The sequence below is a fragment of the Geomicrobium sp. JCM 19055 genome (assembly GCF_000698185.1).
GTDB lineage: Bacteria > Bacillota > Bacilli > Bacillales > Marinococcaceae > Geomicrobium_A > Geomicrobium_A sediminis.
The window spans coordinates 54104-76224 of sequence record NZ_BAXL01000008.1 but is presented as its reverse complement, the minus strand read 5'-3'; the positions used below and the strand labels follow the sequence as shown (position 1 = coordinate 76224).

Below are 22121 nucleotides of genomic sequence, written 5' to 3'. Positions count from 1 at the left end.
TGTTTTTACGACTTCATAAATACCTCGTTAAACGTAAAATTGTGTGAACTTAAATACTCATGTACAGAGATGTATTGTGAGGAAACATAAATCCTCTTCATCACAAAAAGCCCCTTTCCTGATCGGGGCCTCTCTGTTTTTACTAGCATTCGTAATGATATAGCGCTAGTCTCCTCGGTGCTCTACCCACTTCAGTCGTTTGAATTACGGAAAATGTTGTTAGATCAATTATTGAAACAGTGTTCTCATTTAAATTGGCAACATAGGCAATGTTTCGTTCGTCGTCCACAACGACCGCTCTAGAATAATCACTCACCTGGATTCGATTCGTGACCGTGTTTGTAACCCCATCAATTTCGACAAACTCACCATTCGTTAAAGTCACATACACTTTATTCGTAACCGGATTAATATCAATTCCAAACGGGCTTCCTTGTACGGTGATCGTTGTAATAAGTGTATTCGTAACTGTGTCTATGACGGCAACGCTGTTATTTCCTCGTAACGATACATAGGCGCGTCTCGTCGTTGAATTTAACGCAATTTCTACTGGGTTACTATCAGCTGCCCCGACAATGATTTGAGCAATTTCTGTACTTCCATTTATCACAGACACATAATTTGACCGGGTAGCTGGCGCATAAACTAGACCCGTGTTATTATCAATCGCTAAATAGACAGGAACTGGTACATTAACTCGCCCAACTTCCTCAAACGTCGTTCCATCATAAATGACAATTTCATTACTTCCTTGAGACACAACATAATAAAGATTTAAACTCGAATTAAATAGCACCTCACTAAGTGTTGTTACATTGACCTGAATTTGATACGTAATTGTATCTGTGTCAGGATCAATAATGACGAGTTCATTGATATATGCTAAAGAAACAAAAATTCGGTTTGTATTGGAATCATAACTAATATATAGCGGACTCCCATTCAAGTCGATCGTAGTAATCACTTGACCCGTAACTGTATCCATAACACTGACTGAGTTACCTAACTGATTCGCCACATACACCTTCCCACAAATAGACGGTACAGGCGGTTCGGGTGTTGGTGTTGGCCACGGTTGTGGCGTTAACCCCGGACCATTGATTAAGTTATTATTAATTTCAATTCTTTTGCAATGGTTATAGGACATGTTTTCACCTCCTGGCACATGCGTTCTACTTAGCGTATGCACGTTTTCTTCCTAGAGGTGGTCAGTTTCCTTACGACATGTCACCAATTTACTTGTTCTTCTTCAATTCGAATTTCCCTACGCCTTGTTATTTCAACGATCTCTACGATCTCTCTGTACATTTCTTGCTCTAATCTCTGATAGAATAAGTTCTCCACATCTCTAACATCTGTTGATTTTGTCACGATGTTTAGCTTTCTAAACTTTCGATCCAAGCCGATCCATATCACGACCCAAAATTGAACGGTGGTAAACATTGCGATCACTCCTAAAATAGACCGCCCCTCTAGCTTGCATCATCTCTTTTAATGGGTATTCTGTCATTTATTTACATACCCTCTTTACAATATCATTAAGCCTTACGAAATCGTATGAGTTAAAATTCATTCACAAGAATTTCGACGACTTTCAATTTCACGCGATCATCAAGCTCACGAAATCCTGGTAACGCACTGACTGTCGCAACGACTTGCAATGTTTCAACTTCAATTTTGTTTTCTCGGTAATTATGGATCAGGAAATTCTTCAAATCTTGATGTACATTCAACTTTCGGATCCATTGATCGGACGGTTTACCTTTTACTTTGTTCGTTAAATACAACGTCTTTAACTGGGCATCCTTCTCTTCTTGAGCCGCATCTAACCAACTGACAATCAGCTGAATCATCGTGTTTTTCGTTAGCGACTTTGAATTAAGACCAAGCAGTAACTGACGTAACAATCGATTTCCTGCACTTGTAATTGGATAGATTAAGCATTGGACGCTCGTTATTCCGAGCAGCTGCAGTGCTTCGTAACGGCGATGACCATCTACGAGGATATAATCATGTTCACTTGCTTTTTCAACGATTAATGGTGTTACAATCCCTGTTAGCTGAATGCTTTCAACTAGCGTCTCTATATCCACCTGTGAACGCATCTGATTTTCTAATGAAATATCGTGTAATAAAACTTCATTACAATATGAATTCATCCTCTGCCTCCTCGACCTACCGTGTATAAACTTATGCAATCACGACTGGAGGATATTCGAGCATGAACAAATCGATGTGAAGAGTTTTTCGGGTAATTGAACGAAAATTTTATTTCGACTTTCTAAATAACCGTTGTCATGAGGCATCTCTTCTTTTAAAATGAGAACTAGTGTGAATTGACTTTATTTTTGAAGGGGACATGATAAATGGAAAAGCGAGCACTTACGATTCATGATTTGTCAGAATTAAAACGTATTTCTGACGTTCAAATTCATCCAGATGGCAATCAATACATATATGTACAAACCTCTGTTAACGAACAAGAGTCTTACAATAGTCATTTATACGTTGGACAATTGCAAGAACAAACGATTAGCCATGCGTGGACGTTTGGTGATGTAAAAGATCATAGCCCCCGCTACTCACCAGATGGAAAATCTGTCGTCTTCCTATCAAACCGTAGTGGTACGTCCCAGCTATGGATGATGCCGACAACAGGTGGAGAGCCTCAACAATTAACCTTTTTACGTCACGGTGCAGGTGCACCAATTTGGTCTCCAGACGGTCAACAGCTTTTATTTAGTGCACCTGTCGCTGCAGGCACAATTGTCTATAACGAAGGTGAACGTACACGAGAAGAGAAAAAAAGAAGCACAGGAAAAGAAGGCAAAAGAACCTCTTCGTGTTACGAGATTAAAGTACAAGTCCGATGCAAAAGGGTTTCATGATGATACGGTTCTGCAATTGTTCTTATACACCGTCGATACGAGAGAAACTACGCAACTAACGAAAGAGGATTTCGACCGCAATGCAAGTAGCTGGCACCCAAACGGGAACATCATTAGCTACACAGCCAATCGTTACAGCGACCATGAGCTCGTCAGTGACGTCTATCAGCTTGATTTAGAAACACATAAGAGTGAGCAAGTGACAGATGGAAAAGGGACATACGGCCTCCCTGCTTGGTCACAAGATGGGCAATCGTTTGCTTACGTCGGTAATAAGAAAACACATGCAGGTGCGACTCAAAACGAATTATATGTCGTTAAAGACGGCAATACAGTAAATCTTACACAAGACTATGACATGCAATTTCCAGATAGTATGATTTCTGATTTTAATAGTGGCAGCAGTAGTCCAGGCTTCATATGGAAAACAAACGACACACTGTACATTACAGCGAGTAGCAACGGTCGAACTGGGCTCTACACAATCGACTTAAATCAATCGTTGCAACCCGTATTTTTAGAAGATGCACACGTCTTTGATTTTCATTACAATCACGTACAAGATGAAGTTATTGCAGGTATTAGTTTCCCTACCGAACCTGGTGATTACTACCTTCTAAATGAAAAAGCACCTAAACGATTAACTGAGATTAATCAATCACTCCTTGAAAACGTACAGCTTATAGAACCAACGACACTCTCCTTCACCGCTCATGATGGGACAACAATTGAAGGCTGGCTCTTAAAACCATACGATTTCAAAGAAGGAGAAAAATACCCACTCATTACAGAAATTCACGGTGGTCCGCATGCGATGTACGGATATGCCTTCTTTCATGAGTTACAAACGCTTGCAGGAAAAGGATACGGTGTATTGTATACGAACCCTAGAGGAAGTTATGGCTATGGCCAAACCTTTGTTGATCTTGTACGAGGAGATTACGGTGGCGATGACTACCGAGACATTATGTCCGCCGTCGATCAAACGATCGAGTCGTTCGATTGGATTGATGTCGACCGCCTCGGTGTTACAGGCGGAAGCTATGGTGGCTTTATGACGAACTGGATTGTCACGAAGACAAACCGCTTTAAAGCAGCCGTTACCCAGCGCTCGATCTCTAACTGGCTTAGCTTCTACGGTGTGAGTGATATCGGCTTTTTCTTTACAGAGTGGGAAATTGGCGCTCACTTACATGAAGATCCAGAAAAACTGTGGAATCATTCACCGTTAAAGTATGCGAAAGACGTCGAAACACCGCTCCTCATCTTACACGGAGAACTCGATTATCGCTGTCCAATTGAACAAGCCGAGCAATGGTTTATTACCCTTAAACATCTCGGTAAAGAAACGGAATTTGTTCGCTTCCCTAACGCCAACCATGAATTAAGCCGTAGTGGCCCTCCTACGTTACGTAAAAAAAGACTTGAAGAAATCATCATGTGGTTTGAAAAATACGTAAAAAACGCATAACATAGAAGTACGGTGCGCATGCATGTTGCATGACGCACCGTCTTTATTTACACGACTTTCTTGCAGAACTATTCCGATGAAAGGGCTGACGTCTGTGGACCAAATAATCAATTATAATGCACTTCGAAAGCGCCTACCTGGTGTTATTGGAGAAGACACCGCACGTAAGTTTGCGGTTGCCCTGCCTATTATGCACGTGAATGGTGAGCCTAATCTTCTCTTTCAAGTTCGTAGCCAAAAAATGCGCCAACAACCTGGAGACATTTGTTTTCCTGGAGGAAAGATGGAGTTATCAGATTTAACGTCACGTGAAGCGGCCGTGCGTGAGTTAAGTGAAGAAACGGGCATCCCAAGAGCGAAAGCCGCACATATCGGCGAATTAGACCGATGGTTAACCGCATACGGAATTGTCGTCTATCCCCACGTCTTTATGATTGATGATGTCACGTTAGCCCCTAACGAGGAAGTGGCAGAACTGTTCACCGTTCCCATTGCAAGCCTCCGAAATCAACATCCAGACCAAATCATCATTCCTATTACACCTGATCCACCGGACGACTTCCCTTACGAAAAAATCGCCGGCGGACGAGACTATCAATTTCGTAAATCATCCATACCGGAGCTTTTCTATGAATATGAAGGTCGACATATTTGGGGTTTAACCGCTCGAATCCTTCAACACTTCTTGAAAATAACGTAAGACCTAACCCAAGTAAATGGATTAGGTCTTAATGTATGAGAATCTATCTTTATTGCTGATTTTCTTTATCTAATTGGCTTTGAAAGCGATGACTCACGACCATACAAAGTAATGCTCCTCCGAGTGCAGTCATCCATAATGTTATACCTGGCAACGTTCGCATTTGCTCTGACGGTTCAGGCAACAAAAACCCAACCGATAAAAACAATGCAAGCATCAGAAAAATCATGCAAAGCGTTGATAATCTTTAATTCGAACTGTTTTACGATCTGTTTGTTTCATCGGTTAGCCCTCCTTGCATGTCACTATCATTCTAGCATGCAAAGAGTCGCGTTTTAGCAGGTAATTATTGCAAATCTTGAATGATCGTTTGTACAAGATCTGCAGAAATTTTGGCAGTCGTATCTAAGAACGATTCATACGAGTGAATCGCCTCGTCCCCTGCGATGTCACTTAAAGCGCGGATAATGAGGAATGGACACCCGAAACGATGGGCCACTTGCGCAATCGCCCCTGCTTCCATCTCCGTACATAATGCATCAGGAAACGCTTCTTTAATCATCGCAATTCGCTCTTCATCATTCATAAACGAATCTCCAGATAAGACGAGTCCGGATTTCACGTCAATTCGGTTTTTCTTTGCAGCAGCGAGAACCGCTTCGTGTGTCTTCTCATCTGCCTTATAAGCAGCTGGCATCGCTGGCACTTGGCCGAACTCGTAACCAAAGACTGTCGCATCAACGTCATTGTAACGAACTTCTGTCGAAATCACTAAATCGCCAACACTCATCGTGCGATCCAAACCACCAGCAACCCCACTGTTCACGACAACATCAGGCTTATACAACTCAATCATCAGTGTCGTACCAATGGCAGCGTTTACCTTCCCGATTCCTGATTGCATAAGAATAACTTCTTTGCCGTATAAATTACCCTCATAAAAATAACAACCTGCAATTTCTTGTTCCTTACGATTCTCTAAATTCGCGGCGATTGTACGAACTTCTTCTTCCATAGCTCCAATAATACCGATTTTCACACTTTCCATCCTCTCTTAGTAAGAACATGTATGTATACCTTAAAATTGCCTGGAATTGTATGAGCAATTCCAGGCATCTCTATTATCCGATTGAAACGTTCAACGGCATCCAGCCTTCACCTTCAACCCATTCCATTTCAATCTCATATTGAACCCCTTCATAGAAAATACGACCGAGAGCTTGACCAACGCCACCATTATTCTCAATTCGATCAAGGTAATCCCAATCTGATTCAGGAATTCCTGTAGCATACTCAATGGCACGCATCATTTCATAACGGTTTTGTGTACCCTCAGTAAACGTAAAATCAAGCGATTCTTGTTCTGTGCCTACTGGCTCAAAGTTGCCGTCTTCAGGAGGTCCAAGCGGTGCATCGTTGTCACCATCATTGCCTTCACCGTCTTCATTAACCTCATCTTCTTCGATCGGCTCTGTTAACTCTTCTTCAGAAAGCTCCTCTTCAGAGTCACTCTCTTCTATTGCATCGTCGTTCTCATCAACCTCATCGTCGGTTTCAATCTGTTCAGGTGCTGGTTCTCTTCGTCTGCGACTTCGTCGCTACTAGAAAAGAGCAAATGATACATGAAAAAGCCAATAAGGACAACAACTACACCGATCGATACGTTCATAATCCGGTTCATCGTACGTTTCTTTCTTAAATCGTTTCGACTACTACGGAACTCGTTTTGTTCATCCATTGAGCAATCACCTTCATTACAATGTTTCGTTGATTAAGAAAAGCAATTCATGTTCTCTTCTACTATAAAGGATTTGTCAATCAGATGATAGAGCCATTTGTCGGAATTTGAACTATTGGATGTTAATAATCTCAACTTCCATGTCGCCACCAGGTGTCGATACGTTCGCTACATCTCCAACACGCTTACCGAGAAGGCTTTGTGCCATCGGTGAATCATTCGAAATCTTTCCTTCTAAAGGATCGGATTCTGCGCTCCCTACGATCGTATACACTTCTTCATCACCATCAGGAAGTTCTTTAAACGTTACAGACTTTCCTAGACTTACCTCATCGTTGTTGCCATCATCTTCAATGATGACAGAGTTACGAATCATATTCTCAATTTGGTTAATTCTACCTTCGATAAAGGCTTGGTCTTCTTTGGCTGTATCATACTCGGAGTTCTCCGATAAATCGCCAAAATCACGAGCCAATTTAATACGTTCGACAACTTCTTGACGTCTTGTCGTCTTAAGGTGCTCAAGTTCTTCTTCTAACTTTTGTAAACCTTCTTCTGTCATATAATACTTCTTATCCTCTGCCATGCCTTTCACTCCTCTAAATCTTTAAGAAGAACGTGACTCTTCTCTTATTTTATATGAATTTCATCATACGCATTCTATTACGAAAATACAATTGCTTTGCAATAATTTACCATTAATCAGTAATAAAAATACATACTTACTGTTTAATTGCGACTGCCATCCCATCACCGATCGGGTGAATGGTCGTCTTAAACTGTGGGTGCTTCAGTAACCATTCGTTAAACGAAGCCATTTTTTTGGCGAGTGGTTGTAGCCGTTTCGGAGCCTCTGACGGTTCATACGTCCACCCTTTAAACAAGACGTTGTCGACAACCATCAGACCACCTGGCTTTAAATACGGCGAGAACGTTTCTACAAAGCGTATGTTATGACCTTTTGATGCATCCACAAACAAAAAAATCATAGGATCCTTGTAATTCTTCAATTCGCTCAAAAGCATCTCCTTCAATAAGTTGTATCTGATCTTTTGTAACGCTTTTTTGAAGGAATGCACGTGCATCTTGTATGCGGGTTTCATCTCGCTCAAATGTCGTTACTGTGCCCTGAGCAGTCGCATGTGCCATCGTAATTGCTGAATAACCAATCGCAGATCCTAATTCTAGAATCCGTGTAACACCCTTTAATGCGATAAGCTGTTGTAAAAAAAACGAGCACTTTCTAAATCAATAATGGGAACGTGGTGTTCAAAAGCATGTTGTTCCATTTCTTGTAGAAGTTCATCCTCGTTTAAACGGGGATGAACTTCATGTAAATACGATTGTAACCGATCCATCGTCATTCGTCGTCTTCCTCATCATCAGCTTGACCTTCAATCCATTCATCACGGTATTGTTGGTGTACTTCATTATGCTCTTCATACGTCTCTGAGTAAATTACCTCTCCACCAAAACGTGCATAGAAGAACAAATACTCACTATCAGTGGGCTCAAATACCGCTCGGATTGAGTCTTCACCAGGACTTGCAATCGGTCCTGGAGGCAAACCACTAAAACGATACGTATTGTAAGGATTGTCTGTTTCTAGATCGTCGTAACTCGTCATGTAACGATGTTCACCAATCGCATAGGCAACGGTAGGGTCGACTTCTAGACGCATTCCCTCTTCTAAGCGATTATGAAGAACTCCTGAAATTAATCGCCGGTCTTCAGCAGTTGCTGCTTCTCTTTCAATAATTGAAGCCAGTGTCAAAACTTCATGAACACTTAATTCAGCAGCTGGACCTTCAATTCCTTCTTCCTCGCTATAGTCTTGTACAATTGTTTCATAAATTTGAGCCATCCGAGCGACCATCGCTTCAATGATCTCTTCAACCGGTGTATCTTCACTTAGAAAGTCATACGATGCTGGAAACAAATATCCTTCCAACGCATAACGCACATCATCGTCTTGCACTTCTTCAGTTAATAACGGATATTCTTCCATCAACTGTTCACTAAACGCTTCATCCGTTAACACATCTAGCACTTCTTCCTCATCGTAATCAATCTCAGAAGCAATGCGTTCACCGATTTGCTCTAATTGCAGACCTTCTGGAATTACAAACGTAAACGCGTACTCTTCCATATATACCCCGTCTTGAAGTGACGTCATAATCTCTTCAAGATCCATGGCACGGTTTAACTCATAATTCCCTGCTTGAAATCCAGAATAGTTCTGGTATCGAGCGTAATATCTAAAAAAAAGTTGCGTTCGTAATTAAGCCTTCATCTTCAAGAATCTGACCAATCCCCATTGTTGATGATCCGATCGGGATCTCAACTTCTACCGTCGACTCGTCCTCTTCATCCATCGCTGAGACGGCTGATTGCAGATAAACATATCCCGATAAAATTACGACTGCTACGAGTAAAACAATAGAAATTAATGCAATAACCACGATTTTACGTACTTTACGCGCAGTCTCCACCTGCCTTGACACCGCATCTACTGGTTCCTTCGATTCTTCTGTCAAGAGGGTCCCCTCCCCCACCTAAGCTTCTATAGTTCTACTGCAATACGAACAGAAATCCCGGTCCCAGAAAAATTCCTGGGCCGGGACGATCCGTTCATTATTCCTTGTCTTCGGCTTCGCCATCAACAAGCAACGTTTCATCGTCTTCTAGAAGTGTGTTGATCATTTCTTCGACCATTTCCCACTCTTCATCAGACTCGATTTGGTGCAACGTATATCCTTCCGGATCCTCAGCACTTTCTTCGTATTCAAATGCGAAAATCTCAACTTCTTCATCTTCTTCCTGATCGTCTTCAACGACAGGCGTTACGACAACGTATTGCTTTTCGCTATCATCGACTTCAAACGTGAACATGACTTCAAATACATGTTCCCCTTCGCCATCCGGGTCTGGTAATACGATACGCTCATTTTCTTCTAACATGATAATTACTCCTTTTATCCTTTAAAGGCTTGTTTTGTGTGCAGTATTGTCTAAAAATCCTTGAAGTATAAGGACAGCCGCTATTTTATCCACGACTTTTTTTTCGTTTAGAACGACTAACGTCTGCTTCTAAGAGAGTACGTTGTGCAGACATCGTTGTCAAACGTTCGTCCCATAGCTTCACCGTAACATGTAGTCGCTCTTCTAGAGCTTCTTTGTACCTGATTGATTTTTCGGCACGAGGACCAATCGTACCATCCATGTTTTTCGGATAACCGACCACAACCGTTGTCACTTCGTTATCATGAATGAGTTGCTCCATCTCATCTAATGAAGAGTTTATGGACCGAACTTGAATCGTGTCGAGTCCTTGTGCCGTTAGTCCGAGTAAATCGCTAACGGCAACACCAATTCGTTTATCTCCAATATCAAAAGCCATTGTTCTCATTCGTATTAATCGGTACCTTTCAAATAATGTCTCACAAGCTCCTCAATAAGCTCATCTCGTTCGAGGCGACGAATTAATGAGCGGGCATCATTATGCCTAGGAATATACGCTGGATCACCCGATAGTAAATATCCGACAATTTGGTTGATCGGGTTGTATCCTTTTTCTTCCAATGCATTATAAACGTTAAATAATATTTCTTGTACGTTTACTTCCGCCTGTTCATCTTGGACATTAAACTTGACTGTGTTATCCTTCGAGCTCATAGAAGGCCACCTCGTTTCTCGATTTTCCAACATAACTTGACCCTATTGTACATGATTTACAAGATTTATGAAATGGAACGCACGATACTAGGCACAGCTTCAATCGCTGATTGTAGTTTTTCAGGGTTTTTTTCCACCTGCTTGTGCCATATCTGGTCGGCCACCGCCGCCACCGCCACAAAGTTTCGCTGTCTCTTTAACGATCTCCCCAGCTTTGTAACCTGCTTGAATAAGATCTTTACTTACGGTTGTGACTAAGTTAACTTTCCCATTTTTGCTCGTACCTAAAACGACAATTCCAGAATCTAGTTTTTGTTTCAATTCATCTGCGATTGAACGAAGCGCATCCATATCACGATCTTCGACAATTGCAGCAACGACTGGAACACCGTCTACATCTTGCTTGTCATCTAGAATCTTTAATGCATCCATGTTGCCAAGTTTATCGGTTAACGATTCGATCTCACGATCTTTTGCTTTCAACTCATCGTTTAATTGAACGATTCTTCTTGGCACATCTTTTGTTGTTTTTACTTTTAATGCTTCTTTTGCTTCGTCTAACAACGAAAGTTGTTCGTTCATATAGACGTAAGCCCCCGTACCTGTTACCGCTTCTATTCTTCGAACACCAGCACCGATTCCCGTTTCAGTAACGATCTTTAACAATCCAATTTCTGAAGAGTTTTGAACGTGGCAACCTCCACAAAGCTCAATACTATAATCGCCAATGTGAACGACGCGAACGACACTCCCATATTTCTCACCAAACAGAGCCATTGCACCTTTTTCTTTTGCGTCTTCGATGCTCGTTTGCTCAGTTACAACAGCGATATTGTCCGCAATCTTGTTGTTAACAATTTGCTCAATCTCTGATAACTCTTCTGCTGTAACAGACCCGAAGTGTGAGAAATCAAATCGCAAACGGTCAGGACCAACGTATGATCCTGCTTGGTTGACATGTTCGCCTAGTACGTCCTTTAACGCCTGATGCAACAAGTGTGTCGCACTGTGGTTTTTCTCTGTTTTTGCACGTGCCTTATCGTTAATCGATGCCGTGACTGTTTGATCAAGTTGCAACGTTCCGCTTGTTACCGTCACCTCGTGCATCGGTTGTCCATTTGGAGCACGCAACACATTTTCGACAGTCGCTTCAAAGTTGTCACCAGAAATAATCCCAGTATCAGCAACTTGTCCACCACTCTCAGCATAAAACGGTGTTTGGTCGAATAAGACGATTGCACTTTCTCCAGCCTCAATGACTTCTTTTGATTCTTCCCCTTGGACAATCGCAATGACATTGGCTGAAACTTTTGTTTCGTCATAACCGACAAACGTACTCGTTTTTGTAAGCGTTCGTAGCGTTTCATTTTGACTTTGCATTGAACCGTCTTCTTTACGAGCAGCACGTGCACGCGCACGCTGGGCTTTCATTTCTTCATTAAACCCATCCATGTCAATTAAAAAGCCTGCTTCTTCAACGTACTCTTCGGTTAAATCGACCGGGAAACCGTACGTATCATAAAGTTTAAATACGTCTCGTCCATCGATTTGGTTAACACCTTTAGCTTTTGCCGTTTCAATAACATCGTTTAAAAGCGCAAGACCTTCTGCTAACGTTTCATGAAAACGCTCTTCTTCATTCTTAATGACTTTTTGAATGAAGGCTTCGTTTTCTTTTACGTCAGGATAGTAAGACTCCATAATCTCACCAATGATTGGAACGAGGCGGTACATGAATGGCTCATCGATTCCAATTGCTTGAGCGTAACGAACAGCGCGGCGTAATAACCTACGAAGAACATAGCCCCTTCCTTCATTTGAAGGAAGTGCCCGATCACCAATGGCAAACGAAACCGTGCGGGCATGGTCAGCGATCACTTTAAATGCTGTGTCGTCCAACTCATCATTCCCATAATTCTTCCCAGATATTTTCTCAGTTTCTTTAATGATTGGCATAAACAAATCGGTTTCAAAGTTTGTCTTCGTATCTTGAATAACCGAAACCATTCGCTCTAGACCCATTCCCGTATCGATATTCTGGTTCGGAAGTGTGTGTACGTGTCATCAGGGTTGTGATTAAACTGAGAAAATACGAGGTTCCAAATTTCTAGGTAACGTTCATTTTCCCCACCCGGATAAAGCTCTGGGTCACTTTCGTCATCTCCATAAGCAGGTCCACGATCATAAAAGATTTCAGAGTTCGGACCACTTGGTCCTTCACCAATGTCCCAGAAGTTCTCTTCTAAGCGAATGATTCTCTCTTCAGGGAGTTTAATATTTATTTTCCAGTAATCATAAGCTCCATGTCCTCAGGATGGACCGTAACACTAAGCTTTTCAGGATCAAAACCAATCCACTTCTCACTCGTTAGAAATTCCCAAGCCCACTCAATCGCTTCTTCCTTAAAGTACTCTCCAATTGAAAAATTCCCGAGCATTTCAAAAAACGTGTGATGTCTTGCCGTCTTTCCGACATTTTCAATGTCATTCGTACGAATTGATTTTTGTGCATTTACAATCCGAGGTTCTCAGGGACCACACGTCCATCGAAATATTTCTTAAGTGTTGCTACACCACTATTTATCCATAAAAGCGATGGATCTTCGTGAGGAACGAGTGATGCACTCGGTTCAACGTCGTGTCCTTTTTCCTTAAAAAAAGTCAATAAACATTTGGCGTACTTCAGCAGATGTTAAAGATTTCATTGATATGACCTCCAATCGTTTTGTAAACACAGAAAAGCCCCGTCCCAAAAAGGGACGAAGCATTTATTCGCGGTACCACCCTTGTTAAGCACACCGGATCGTGCGCCTCACTCTGCTGCATTAACGCTGCAAACGGCAAGGTTTACTTGCACTCAGGAGTAGCCTTCAATGAGGGGCATGCACTCTCTTTCAGCCTAAGGAGAATGTCTCTATCGTTCAATGCCACATCATTTACTCGTTCCTTCATCGTGTTCTTTCATATCTTTTCTTATAATACAACGACTAATAGGTTCATGTCAAGTTTTGCCGATCGCTTGACTTCTATTCTTCAGTCCGCCCTCTCTTCACGGAATGAAACGATAAAAGATTGCCAAATTTTTTTACTTCACACTTCTTTAATGCAAAATTTTTTTGCTACACTACGTTTACACTAGACGAAGTGCAGGTGACAACGATGGATGAGCAACTACACACACTGTATGAACAAGTTTTTGAGAAGATCGACATCGGCGTTCGTATCATTAACCGCGACGAAGAACCGGTCATTTATAACCGTAAAATGAGAAACATTGAAGAAATGACGACTGCTGACTTTGCTGGTCGTTCGTTGCTTGATGTGTTTCAATTTAAATCCGAACAAGAAAGCCGATTACTACGTGCCTTGCATCATGGTGAATCAACAAAAAAACCAAAAACAAACGTATTTCAATTCACGAGGTCTTGAAATTACAACGATGAATCACGTGTATCCAATCTATCATAACGAGCACATTATCGGTGCAGTTGAACTTGCTAACGACATTACGAGGATGGAAAAAATGCTTCGTGATAAACGGACGAATGAGCATGCCTCTCACTATCAATTTGCCGATATGATTGGCTCTTCTCAATCGTTCCAAGCGGTAATTGAACAAGCAAAACGGGCATCACGTACATCTTCAACCGTATTGCTAATCGGTGAAACAGGCACAGGTAAAGAACTGTTCGCACAAAGCATTCATAGTGCTAGTCGTCGCAGTCACGAACCATTTGTCACACAAAACTGCGCTGCCCTCCCCGAAAGCCTTATTGAAGGGATTCTATTTGGCACATCGAAAGGTGCATTTACTGGGGCTCTTGACCGTCCAGGACTTTTTGAACAAGCGGATGGAGGAACATTGTTACTCGATGAAATTAATTCATTACCCGTTCATTTGCAACCGAAATTGCTCCGTGTAATTCAAGAACAGAAAGTTACACGCATCGGTGAAAGCAAAGAACGTACCATCGATGTGAGACTGCTCGCTACGATGAACGAAGATCCCATTGATGCGGTATCCGACGGTCGGTTACGCAAAGATTTATTTTACCGCCTAAGCGTCGTTAGCTTGTTTATCCCATCCCTGAAAGAACGTAAGGATGACATTATTCCTTTATCTACTTTCTTTCTGAAGAAATACCGTGAACGATTCAATGTTTCCATGCACACACTCTCACGCGAAGTGATGGAATCGTTACGTGACTATCATTGGCCAGGGAATGTTCGTGAGTTGGAACACGTCATTGAAGGGGCACTGAATGTCGTCAATGGCGAAGAAACGATGACCCTCCATCACTTGCCTCACCATTTGTCACATCATACTCAACCTGTTCATGCGTTGCATCACTCACCGTTACAAGAAACAGAAACGTTACCCGAACGTTTACTAAAAGTTGAACAACAACTAATTGCCGAAGCCATGGACATAGAACAGCACAACATTTCACGTGCAGCGAAACGACTCGCTTAAGCCGCCAAAATTTGCAGTACAAACTCTCAAAATTCCAAGTACGATAGTAAAAAGCAAAAATATTTGCGTTAAACTGCAAATATTTTTGCTTTTTTGTGTTCTTCGCATTCGCAAAAGCCTTATTATTCGCGAATTTAAAATTGGCATCGTTTTTGCAATTAACCAGCAGTGAGTCTATAAACTTTAAGGAGTGATCTCATGGTCGTCCCATACACACACGAACCATTTACAGATTTTACAGTTAAAGAAAACAAACAAGCAATTGAAGAAGCAATTCAGTATGTGAAAGGACAACTCGGCAAAGATTACCCTCTCATCATCGGTGGCGAACGCATTACAACCGAAGACAAAATTACATCGTACAACCCAGCAAATCATTCTGAAATCATTGGTACCGTTTCAAAAGCAAACCAAGACCTAGCTGAACAAGCAATGGAAAAAGCGCAAGAAGCGTTCAAAACATGGAGCCGCTGGACACCTGAAGCACGTGCAAACGTTCTCTTCCGTGCTGCTGCAATCTCCCGCCGTCGTAAGCACGAGTTTTCTGCTTGGATGGTGTATGAAATTGGAAAGCCTTGGAAAGAAGCGGATGCAGATTCTGCTGAAGCGATTGATTTCTTAGAATTTTACGCACGCCAAATGCTCGAATACAAAGACGGAGCGGAAATTAACAGCCGTCCAATCGAGCACAATGCATTCACTTATTTACCACTTGGTGTTGGTGTAACTGTATCTCCTTGGAACTTACCGTTTGCCATTATGGCCGGTACAACAGTTGGTCCAATGGTTGCAGGAAACACGATCCTTCTAAAGCCTGCAAGCTTAACACCAGTGATTACGTATAAATTTATGGAAGTACTTGAAGAAGCGGGCATGCCTAAAGGCGTCGTCAACTTTATCCCAGGAAGCGGCAGTGACATTGGTGACTACCTCGTTGAACATCCAAAAACACGCTTTATTAACTTCACAGGTTCAAAAGAAGTCGGTACGAGCATTTACGAGAAAGCTGCGAAGATTCAACCTGGGCAGAACTTCTTAAAGAAAACAGCCATTGAAATGGGTGGAAAAGACACGATCATCGTTGATCGCGAAGGGAACCTTGACATTGCAACAGACGCAATCGTACAATCTGCGTTCGGTTTTAGCGGTCAAAAATGTTCTGCGTGTTCACGCGTCGTTGCGCACGCTGATGTGTACGAAGAACTCATTGAGCGTGTGAAGGCGAAAACGGAAGAATTAACGATTGATGCACCACAACATGCGAGCACGTATATGGGGCCAGTATGCGAGGAGTCTGCATTCGATAAGATTCTTGAGTACATCGAAATCGGGAAATCAGAAGCAACTCTCGTTACAGGTGGAACAGGTGACAAATCAGAAGGTTACTTCGTGAAACCGACGATCTTCAAAGATGCTGACCCGAATGCCCGCATCATGCAAGAGGAAATCTTCGGACCAGTCGTTGCTTTTACGAAAGCGAATGACATCGATGAGCTCATCGACATTGCGAACAACACTGATTACGGCTTAACAGGAGCCATCATCTCTGACAACCGTGATCATTTAGAGAAAGCTCGCCATGAGTTCCACGTCGGTAACCTCTACTTCAATCGTGGTTGTACAGCTGCGATCGTCGGATATCAACCGTTTGGTGGGTTTAAAATGTCAGGAACAGACACAAAAGCTGGTGGACCTGGCTACATCCTACATTTCATGGAGCCAAAAACGGTTTGTGATCAATTCTAATTAGGATCTGTTGACCCCTCTTAAATGAAGGGTCAACTTCCTTTTCAAAAGGGGTATGGCAATGCATAAATTAAACCGAGATTTCTTTTTATATTTGTCGAAAAATAAACTCTTAAACAAAAACGCGAAGCGATGGGGCCTTAAATTAGGTGCTTCCAAAGTCGTCGCTGGTTTAACCATTGAAGATTCATTACAACCATTGCAGGAACTAAACGAAAGTGGGCGAATGATCACACTTGATCATTTAGGTGAGTTTGTTTATGAAGAAGAGGAAGCAATTGAAGCCTTCCAATCAAGTATGGAAGCGTTAGATTTCATCAAGGAAAACGATATTGATTGCTATCTTTCTGTAAAGTTAACAAAACTCGGTTTAGACGTAGACGAAGGTTTATGTATGAAACACATTCGTGCCTTGCTTGAACGTGCCAAACACTACGACACGATGATCAATATTGATATGGAAGATTACGCTCATTACGATCAAACCCTTGATTTGCTTGATGAATTGCGTAAAGACTATGACAACATTGGTATCGTTTTACAAGCGTACATTCACTCTGGTGTGGAAGACACAAACCGCCTTAAAGGAATGAAAATTCGCTTTGTCAAAGGGGCTTACAAAGAAGACGCAAGTGTCGCCATTCAAGATAAGAAAAAAAATTGATGAACATATGCTAGAAATGATTAAAACCCACATGCTTAATGAGAGTTATACAGCGATTGCCACACACGACCATGAACTAATTGAAAAAGTTAAAACATTTGCATTAGAAAATGGTATTCCCCGGGAAATGTTTGAATTCCAAATGTTATACGGTTTTCGCAATGATGTGCAACTCCAACTCGTTAAAGACGGCTACCGCTTCCGGACATATGTACCATACGGTAAAGATTGGTACGGCTACTTTATGCGCCGGTTAGCAGAACGTCCACAAAATGTAGCTTTCGCCTTTCGAGGTATGCTCTCAAAATAAAAGGATCAGACCCTTTGTTCTGATCCTTTTGTATGTCTAAACACTTTAATAATTTCTGATGCGATTACAAATAACGGTACAGCAACAAGCAATCCGATCACACCAGCGAATTCATAACCTAATAACAAAGCAAACAGAATAATGAGTGGATGTAAATGTGCACTCTTGCCAACAATCATTGGCGACAAGACATTCCCTTCAATCTGTTGGATGATTAAGATTGCGACTAACGCAAACAGTGCCGTTTGCCATGATACGGTAAGTGCAATGATGAGTGCCGGAATGGCCCCGAGAATCGGACCAAAATAAGGAATTAAATCCATCACCCTAATAAAATCCCAAGTACAATCGGGTAAGGGACACCTGCAATCCAAAGTCCAATAACAGAAAGAACTCCCACACAAATGGAAACGAGCAACTGCCCACGAATATAACTTCCAAACGCATGATCTGCCGCTTTTGCCACTTTCTCGCCCGTTTCTCGAAACCTTTTCGGAGTTATAAATACAACTGCTTTCTCTAATGCCCGCAAGTCTTTTAGAAAATAAAACGTGACGAATGGCAATAAAAATAAAAACGCAATCCCTTCTAAAATGAGTGGCAATCGATCGACCACGCCATTCATCATTTCACTACCCTCATTTTCTAAACGCACGACGCCACTTTCAATTTGATCATGAATACTCGGTGGCAATGAATCAATCTGACGGTGAATGGTCAACAGTTGATCATTAAAACTACGAACCCAAGTAGGTAGCGTTTGCAACAACTCTTTCGTCTCTTCAAGTATTTTCGGTGCCGTTTCTATAATAAGCCAAGCACCACCCCCGAAAAAGATCGTATAAATGATAAACACTGACAAAAAAACGCGGAGAACCTTGTCGTTCCAAATAATCAATGACTGGATGCAATAAATACGCAAACAATCCAGCGATCATAAAAGGAATAAGTATTTTAAACAGACTAACGAGCACGGGTTTCCACACAGGTGTAAGCAAATACAAAACGTACAAACTTACTAATACGATTAGCGCGAATCCAACCCGATACATCCATTTTCGTTCCGACTTAATCACCCCCTCTTCCTTAGGATGGGCAACTAACGAATCCTTATCCAAAACGAAAAAAAAGCCAAACCACTTTGGTTTGGCAAATGTTTAAAAGGCATTCTTGTACGCCTTTTTTAACATTTTTACGTGCTTGTTTTTTTTCATCTTATTCATCCAACGTTTATGAGAACGATCATGCGTGTTCATCATATAAATGGCCGCTCCTACTGTACCGATTCCTGCTACGAGCAGGGATGACGATGTTTTGTTCATGAACCATCCAGCTCCATCCTATGATTTACAATTGGACAGTCACCAAACGTATTTTACATACTTTGCTCGTGTTCAATACAGCTTTCACGCTCAGCTTCTGAGAACACATCGTCTAATGATACGAGTGAACCGTCTTCTTCAACTTGATATACGGACAATGTTGAACCTTTCACGACGAGCTCAATGCAACATTTCCAGCAATAGTATTGATTTGCACCGATCTTTCCGATATCTTTCCACATGCAATTAGGACAATGCATGATGTAACCTCCTTGTGAACCTTCTTAATCACAAGAATGGTCAAAGAAAGCCGATGCTATACGTGGCGACTGTCACTGAGTGTAGTTTTAACGATTAGAATCGGTTTTATGATTGGTAATCGGTTCCTTAAGATGCGCAATTCTTTCGGTTAAGTAAGAATAACGGGAATGATGATCATTATGATCAATCGCAAAGGAATAAGCGCGCTCTTCACCGACCATAATTAAGTAATCACGAGCACGTGTAATCGCAGTATACAACAAATTCCGCTTTAACATCCGACGATAATTCATCACAAGAGGTACAATCACAATTGGGAACTCACTGCCTTGTGCTTTATGAATCGATGAGCAATACGCAAGCATTACTTGCTTTAAATCTTGACGTTCATACTCCACTTCAAGTTGATCAAAACGTATAATTACTTTTTCTTTTTTTATCATCGGTGTCTTTTGCACGCCGAATCGCAACAATTTCTCCACGGTCACCGTTATAGACATTTTCTTCAGGGTTATTAACGAGTTGCAACACCATATCACCTTGACGAAGCGTTAAATCGCCATACGTAATTGAGGACTGCCCTGGTTTCTTCGGATTAAACAGGTCTTGCAACTTTTCATTAAGCGCCGTGATCCCTGCTTCTCCCCGATACATCGGAACGAGTACTTGTACATCACGAGGAGCATACCCGCGGTCAACTGCTTTTTGGCAGACTTTCTCAATGAGTGGCACGATGTTCGCAGAGCTCCCTGGAAAGAATGCACGGTCATGAAGCGGTTGTTTAAAATCATCCGGCAACTGCCCTTCTTTAATGCTATGTGCAAGGTCTGTAATTGAAGAACCTTCTGCTTGTCGATAGACGAGTGACAGTCTAACAGCAGGAAGTTTACCTGAAGAAAGTAAATCACTGAGCACTTGACCCGGTCCGACAGAAGGAAGTTGATCCTCGTCGCCTACGATGATGACTTGCATTTTTGCAGGGATCGCTTTAAACAATTGATTGGCTAACCAAATGTCAATCATCGATGCTTCGTCGATAATGAGCAACTCTCCTTTTAGGGGAGAATCTTCGTCCCGCTCGGTAAACTCTGAATCATCGCCACGCCAACCGATTAACCTGTGAATCGTTACGGCATTTCTCCCCGTCGTTTCACTCATTCGCTTCGCTGCGCGACCAGTAGGAGCTGCAAGTAGATTGGTGACTTCTTCGAGTCATCCTCTGACCAACCGCGAATACGCTGAAACATTTCCACGATCGCCCGTATGACGGTCGTTTTACCCGTTCCAGGTCCACCAGTTAAAATCATCATCGGTGAGGATAATGCTAAACGTACCGCTTCTTTTTGTTGCTCGGCATACGAGATGTTGTAACGTTCTTCCATCTTGCCAAGCTCTTGTAGAAAAAGATCTTCAGAAAAGCTTTCAATTTCACGATCAACCATCAATCGCTCTAAGTTTGTCGATAATCCCTTTTCTGCAAAGTAAAGAGACGGAACGTAACCGCGATCATCATCAACGGCGACTTTTCCATCTTCAGCGAGGTCCACAATTGCTTGGAGTAATTGCTCTTCTTCTGCAAATGGTGAACGATGATTTAATATTTGTTTCGCTTCTTCAACCCATTCTGATTCAGGTAAGTAAACGTGTCCTGAGCTCATACTCGTTGCCACAATAGAATGCATGAGTCCTGCTTTTAGGCGTTTCTGATCAAGTGGCTCGATGCCAAGCTGTGTACCTAATTCATCGGCTTTAAAAAAACCAATCCCATCAATATCTTGAACGAGTCGATACGGATCAGTCTCCACAATACGTAACGTATCATTACCATAATGGCTAATGATTTTTGTCGATAACTCCATCCCAAATCCATAGTTCATGAGCTTATTCATAAACTGTGCAGATTCTTGTTCTTGTTGAAGGGTTTCTATAATTACTTTTCGTTGCTCTGCTTTTATACTCGGCACTGATTGCAAACACGTCGGGTCATTTAACATTTGATCGAGTGCTCCCTCACCTAAATGGGCAACAATCATCGCTGCAGTCTTGCGTCCTACTTTTGGGAAACGTTCACTTGATAAGTATTGAATGAGCGCCTGTCCTTCTCTTGGAATGTGCTTTTCATACGTTTCACTTTTAAACTGCTGTCCGTATTTCGGATGTTCTGTATACTGGCCCCGAAACGTCAGCAATTCACCTTCTGGTGAAGACGGGAAGTGACCGAGAACGGTAAGTGCATGCGTTTCTGCTTTCGGTTCTGACTGCTCGACATCAACAATCATTACTGTATATCCGTTTTCATCGTTACGAAAGATGAGTTGACTTACCGTCCCAGTAACATACGGCATCTCCTCTACAGTCATCCCGTCATCTCCCCTCTCTCAATACTACTCTGTCGTTCCCATTACTTGCTTCAACCCGTGTGACGCAAGCATATGATCTTTTTGGATACGTAGTGCAGATTGAAAGCTTTCTTTCGCTTGATCATGTTGTTCCAAGTACATTTGCGCAACACCTAAGTTATAAAAGGCATCTGCATGTTCGGAGTTTAGCGAAACCGCTCGTTCAAAATGCTTAATCGCATCAGCAATCATGTCTAACTTTGCGTAAGTGAGTCCACAATAAAAATGCGCTTCAGCATCTTCACGATTTAACTCAACCGCACGCATCATGCTTGCAAGTGCAAACGCATGTTGGTCTTCTTGATAGTAGCTAAGCCCAATCATAAAATGGACACTTTGGTCGTCATTAAGTCCTGAAGTAATCGCTTGTTTGTAAAACACAATCGCTTCTTGAAACTTATCAACGTGATAACAAACGTTCCCCGCACCGTAATACGCTGAAGCGTGCTGTTCATCCAATTGGATCGCACGTTG

General features: G+C 42.0%; 26 protein-coding genes, 5 pseudogenes and 1 other annotated feature. Of the genes and pseudogenes, 7 read left to right on the top strand and 24 right to left on the bottom strand.

Going from position 1 to position 22121, the window contains the following annotated elements; genetic code table 11:
* Positions 1-142: 142 nt before the first annotated feature.
* The 3 genes from JCM19055_RS08600 to JCM19055_RS08590 all read right to left on the bottom strand — a co-directional run bounded on the left by JCM19055_RS08600 (position 143) and on the right by JCM19055_RS08590 (position 2159).
* Positions 143-1147 (bottom strand): YncE family protein, encoded by a 1005-nt coding sequence (locus JCM19055_RS08600; protein ID WP_042359454.1) that lies wholly within the window; start codon positions 1145-1147, stop codon positions 143-145.
* An 80-nt stretch (positions 1148-1227) separates the two neighbouring features.
* A complete protein-coding gene (locus tag JCM19055_RS08595) occupies positions 1228-1443 on the bottom strand; it encodes a hypothetical protein (RefSeq protein ID WP_042359453.1) in 216 nt (71 codons plus the stop codon).
* Positions 1444-1562: 119 nt separating this feature from the next.
* The gene (locus JCM19055_RS08590) at positions 1563-2159 is read right to left on the bottom strand and encodes a ParB/Srx family N-terminal domain-containing protein (RefSeq protein ID WP_042359452.1); all 597 of its coding nucleotides are present in this window, start codon (positions 2157-2159) and stop codon (positions 1563-1565) included.
* 207 nt (positions 2160-2366) lie between these two features.
* Here JCM19055_RS08590 and JCM19055_RS31540 point away from each other — a divergent pair, with 207 nt between their 5' ends.
* From JCM19055_RS31540 to JCM19055_RS08580, 3 genes are all read left to right on the top strand, one after another.
* Positions 2367-2888: a TolB family protein gene (locus JCM19055_RS31540; protein WP_370543055.1), complete on the top strand. Its 522-nt coding sequence runs from the start codon at positions 2367-2369 to the stop codon at positions 2886-2888.
* A complete protein-coding gene (locus JCM19055_RS08585; RefSeq protein WP_370543054.1) occupies positions 2782-4359 on the top strand; it encodes a prolyl oligopeptidase family serine peptidase in 1578 nt (525 codons plus the stop codon). Before JCM19055_RS31540 ends, JCM19055_RS08585 begins: the two co-directional genes overlap by 107 nt.
* A gap of 76 nt (positions 4360-4435) precedes the next feature.
* A complete protein-coding gene (locus JCM19055_RS08580; RefSeq protein ID WP_042359501.1) occupies positions 4436-5059 on the top strand; it encodes a CoA pyrophosphatase in 624 nt (207 codons plus the stop codon).
* A gap of 49 nt (positions 5060-5108) precedes the next feature.
* Here JCM19055_RS08580 and JCM19055_RS27270 read toward each other — a convergent pair whose 3' ends face one another.
* The 14 genes and pseudogenes from JCM19055_RS27270 to alaS form a co-directional block, all read right to left on the bottom strand.
* A complete protein-coding gene (locus JCM19055_RS27270; RefSeq protein ID WP_042359451.1) occupies positions 5109-5288 on the bottom strand; it encodes a hypothetical protein in 180 nt (59 codons plus the stop codon).
* A gap of 117 nt (positions 5289-5405) precedes the next feature.
* Positions 5406-6107 carry a 5'-methylthioadenosine/S-adenosylhomocysteine nucleosidase gene (mtnN, locus tag JCM19055_RS08570; protein ID WP_239575557.1) on the bottom strand — a complete coding sequence of 234 codons (702 nt, stop codon included), beginning with the start codon at positions 6105-6107 and terminating at the stop codon, positions 5406-5408.
* A 73-nt stretch (positions 6108-6180) separates the two neighbouring features.
* A complete protein-coding gene (locus JCM19055_RS25330) occupies positions 6181-6525 on the bottom strand; it encodes a YrrS family protein (protein ID WP_265181970.1) in 345 nt (114 codons plus the stop codon).
* A gap of 50 nt (positions 6526-6575) precedes the next feature.
* Positions 6576-6797 carry a hypothetical protein gene (locus JCM19055_RS08560; protein WP_042359449.1) on the bottom strand — a complete coding sequence of 74 codons (222 nt, stop codon included), beginning with the start codon at positions 6795-6797 and terminating at the stop codon, positions 6576-6578.
* 112 nt (positions 6798-6909) lie between these two features.
* Positions 6910-7383, bottom strand: coding sequence for a transcription elongation factor GreA (gene greA / locus JCM19055_RS08555; protein ID WP_042359448.1), 474 nt, complete (start codon positions 7381-7383; stop codon positions 6910-6912).
* Positions 7384-7519: 136 nt separating this feature from the next.
* Positions 7520-7771 (bottom strand): hypothetical protein, encoded by a 252-nt coding sequence (locus JCM19055_RS31535; protein WP_052366112.1) that lies wholly within the window; start codon positions 7769-7771, stop codon positions 7520-7522.
* On the bottom strand, positions 7749-7988 hold the full coding sequence (locus JCM19055_RS31530; protein ID WP_370543063.1) for an O-methyltransferase: 240 nt from the start codon (positions 7986-7988) through the stop codon (positions 7749-7751). Before JCM19055_RS31530 ends, JCM19055_RS31535 begins: the two co-directional genes overlap by 23 nt.
* 14 nt (positions 7989-8002) lie before the next feature.
* The gene (locus JCM19055_RS27265) at positions 8003-8161 is read right to left on the bottom strand and encodes a hypothetical protein (protein WP_193745365.1); all 159 of its coding nucleotides are present in this window, start codon (positions 8159-8161) and stop codon (positions 8003-8005) included.
* Positions 8158-9012 (bottom strand): annotated as a pseudogene (mltG, locus tag JCM19055_RS08545) (endolytic transglycosylase MltG); the annotation flags it as partial. The gene JCM19055_RS27265 and the pseudogene mltG, both read right to left, overlap by 4 nt.
* Positions 9013-9055: 43 nt before the next feature.
* The gene (locus tag JCM19055_RS29020) at positions 9056-9334 is read right to left on the bottom strand and encodes a hypothetical protein (RefSeq protein ID WP_265181958.1); all 279 of its coding nucleotides are present in this window, start codon (positions 9332-9334) and stop codon (positions 9056-9058) included.
* 97 nt (positions 9335-9431) lie between these two features.
* On the bottom strand, positions 9432-9758 hold the full coding sequence (locus tag JCM19055_RS08540) for a DUF1292 domain-containing protein (RefSeq protein WP_239575558.1): 327 nt from the start codon (positions 9756-9758) through the stop codon (positions 9432-9434).
* 21 nt (positions 9759-9779) lie between these two features.
* A pseudogene (gene ruvX / locus JCM19055_RS08535) lies at positions 9780-10206 on the bottom strand (Holliday junction resolvase RuvX).
* Between the two features lie 5 nt (positions 10207-10211).
* Positions 10212-10472, bottom strand: a complete 261-nt coding sequence (locus JCM19055_RS08530) for an IreB family regulatory phosphoprotein (RefSeq protein WP_042359446.1) — start codon at positions 10470-10472, stop codon at positions 10212-10214.
* Positions 10473-10537: 65 nt separating this feature from the next.
* Positions 10538-13176, bottom strand: a pseudogene (gene alaS / locus JCM19055_RS08525) (alanine--tRNA ligase).
* Between the two features lie 47 nt (positions 13177-13223).
* Positions 13224-13432: a binding site (T-box leader), on the bottom strand.
* A 198-nt stretch (positions 13433-13630) separates the two neighbouring features.
* On the opposite strand from alaS, the gene JCM19055_RS31525 reads away from it, so the two are divergent.
* The 4 genes and pseudogenes from JCM19055_RS31525 (at position 13631) to JCM19055_RS08510 (ending at position 17665) form a co-directional block, all read left to right on the top strand.
* Positions 13631-13900 (top strand): hypothetical protein, encoded by a 270-nt coding sequence (locus tag JCM19055_RS31525; protein WP_370543053.1) that lies wholly within the window; start codon positions 13631-13633, stop codon positions 13898-13900.
* Positions 13845-14945, top strand: coding sequence for a sigma-54 interaction domain-containing protein (locus tag JCM19055_RS08520; RefSeq protein WP_370543052.1), 1101 nt, complete (start codon positions 13845-13847; stop codon positions 14943-14945). The genes JCM19055_RS31525 and JCM19055_RS08520 overlap by 56 nt, the downstream gene beginning before the upstream one ends.
* A 198-nt stretch (positions 14946-15143) precedes the next feature.
* Positions 15144-16691, top strand: coding sequence for an L-glutamate gamma-semialdehyde dehydrogenase (pruA, locus tag JCM19055_RS08515; RefSeq protein WP_042359445.1), 1548 nt, complete (start codon positions 15144-15146; stop codon positions 16689-16691).
* 61 nt (positions 16692-16752) lie between these two features.
* A pseudogene (locus JCM19055_RS08510) lies at positions 16753-17665 on the top strand (proline dehydrogenase family protein).
* 5 nt (positions 17666-17670) lie between these two features.
* Here JCM19055_RS08510 and JCM19055_RS29015 read toward each other — a convergent pair.
* The 7 genes and pseudogenes from JCM19055_RS29015 to JCM19055_RS08490 form a co-directional block, all read right to left on the bottom strand.
* Positions 17671-18521: pseudogene (locus tag JCM19055_RS29015) on the bottom strand (AI-2E family transporter).
* A 301-nt stretch (positions 18522-18822) separates the two neighbouring features.
* The gene (locus JCM19055_RS26300) at positions 18823-18987 is read right to left on the bottom strand and encodes a DUF3918 family protein (protein ID WP_152549813.1); all 165 of its coding nucleotides are present in this window, start codon (positions 18985-18987) and stop codon (positions 18823-18825) included.
* Between the two features lie 53 nt (positions 18988-19040).
* Entirely contained in the window at positions 19041-19250 is a 210-nt protein-coding gene (locus JCM19055_RS08500; RefSeq protein WP_042413399.1) for a hypothetical protein, read from the bottom strand.
* An 84-nt stretch (positions 19251-19334) separates the two neighbouring features.
* Complete coding sequence (locus JCM19055_RS23310; protein WP_052366108.1) at positions 19335-19691, bottom strand: ATP-binding domain-containing protein; 357 nt, start codon at positions 19689-19691, stop codon at positions 19335-19337.
* Positions 19657-20406: an AAA family ATPase gene (locus JCM19055_RS23305; protein WP_052366107.1), complete on the bottom strand. Its 750-nt coding sequence runs from the start codon at positions 20404-20406 to the stop codon at positions 19657-19659. Before JCM19055_RS23305 ends, JCM19055_RS23310 begins: the two co-directional genes overlap by 35 nt.
* Positions 20403-21608: a helix-hairpin-helix domain-containing protein gene (locus tag JCM19055_RS23300; RefSeq protein ID WP_052366106.1), complete on the bottom strand. Its 1206-nt coding sequence runs from the start codon at positions 21606-21608 to the stop codon at positions 20403-20405. Before JCM19055_RS23300 ends, JCM19055_RS23305 begins: the two co-directional genes overlap by 4 nt.
* Before the next feature lie 24 nt (positions 21609-21632).
* Positions 21633-22112: a tetratricopeptide repeat protein gene (locus JCM19055_RS08490; RefSeq protein ID WP_370543062.1), complete on the bottom strand. Its 480-nt coding sequence runs from the start codon at positions 22110-22112 to the stop codon at positions 21633-21635.
* Between the last annotated feature and the right edge of the window lie 9 nt (positions 22113-22121).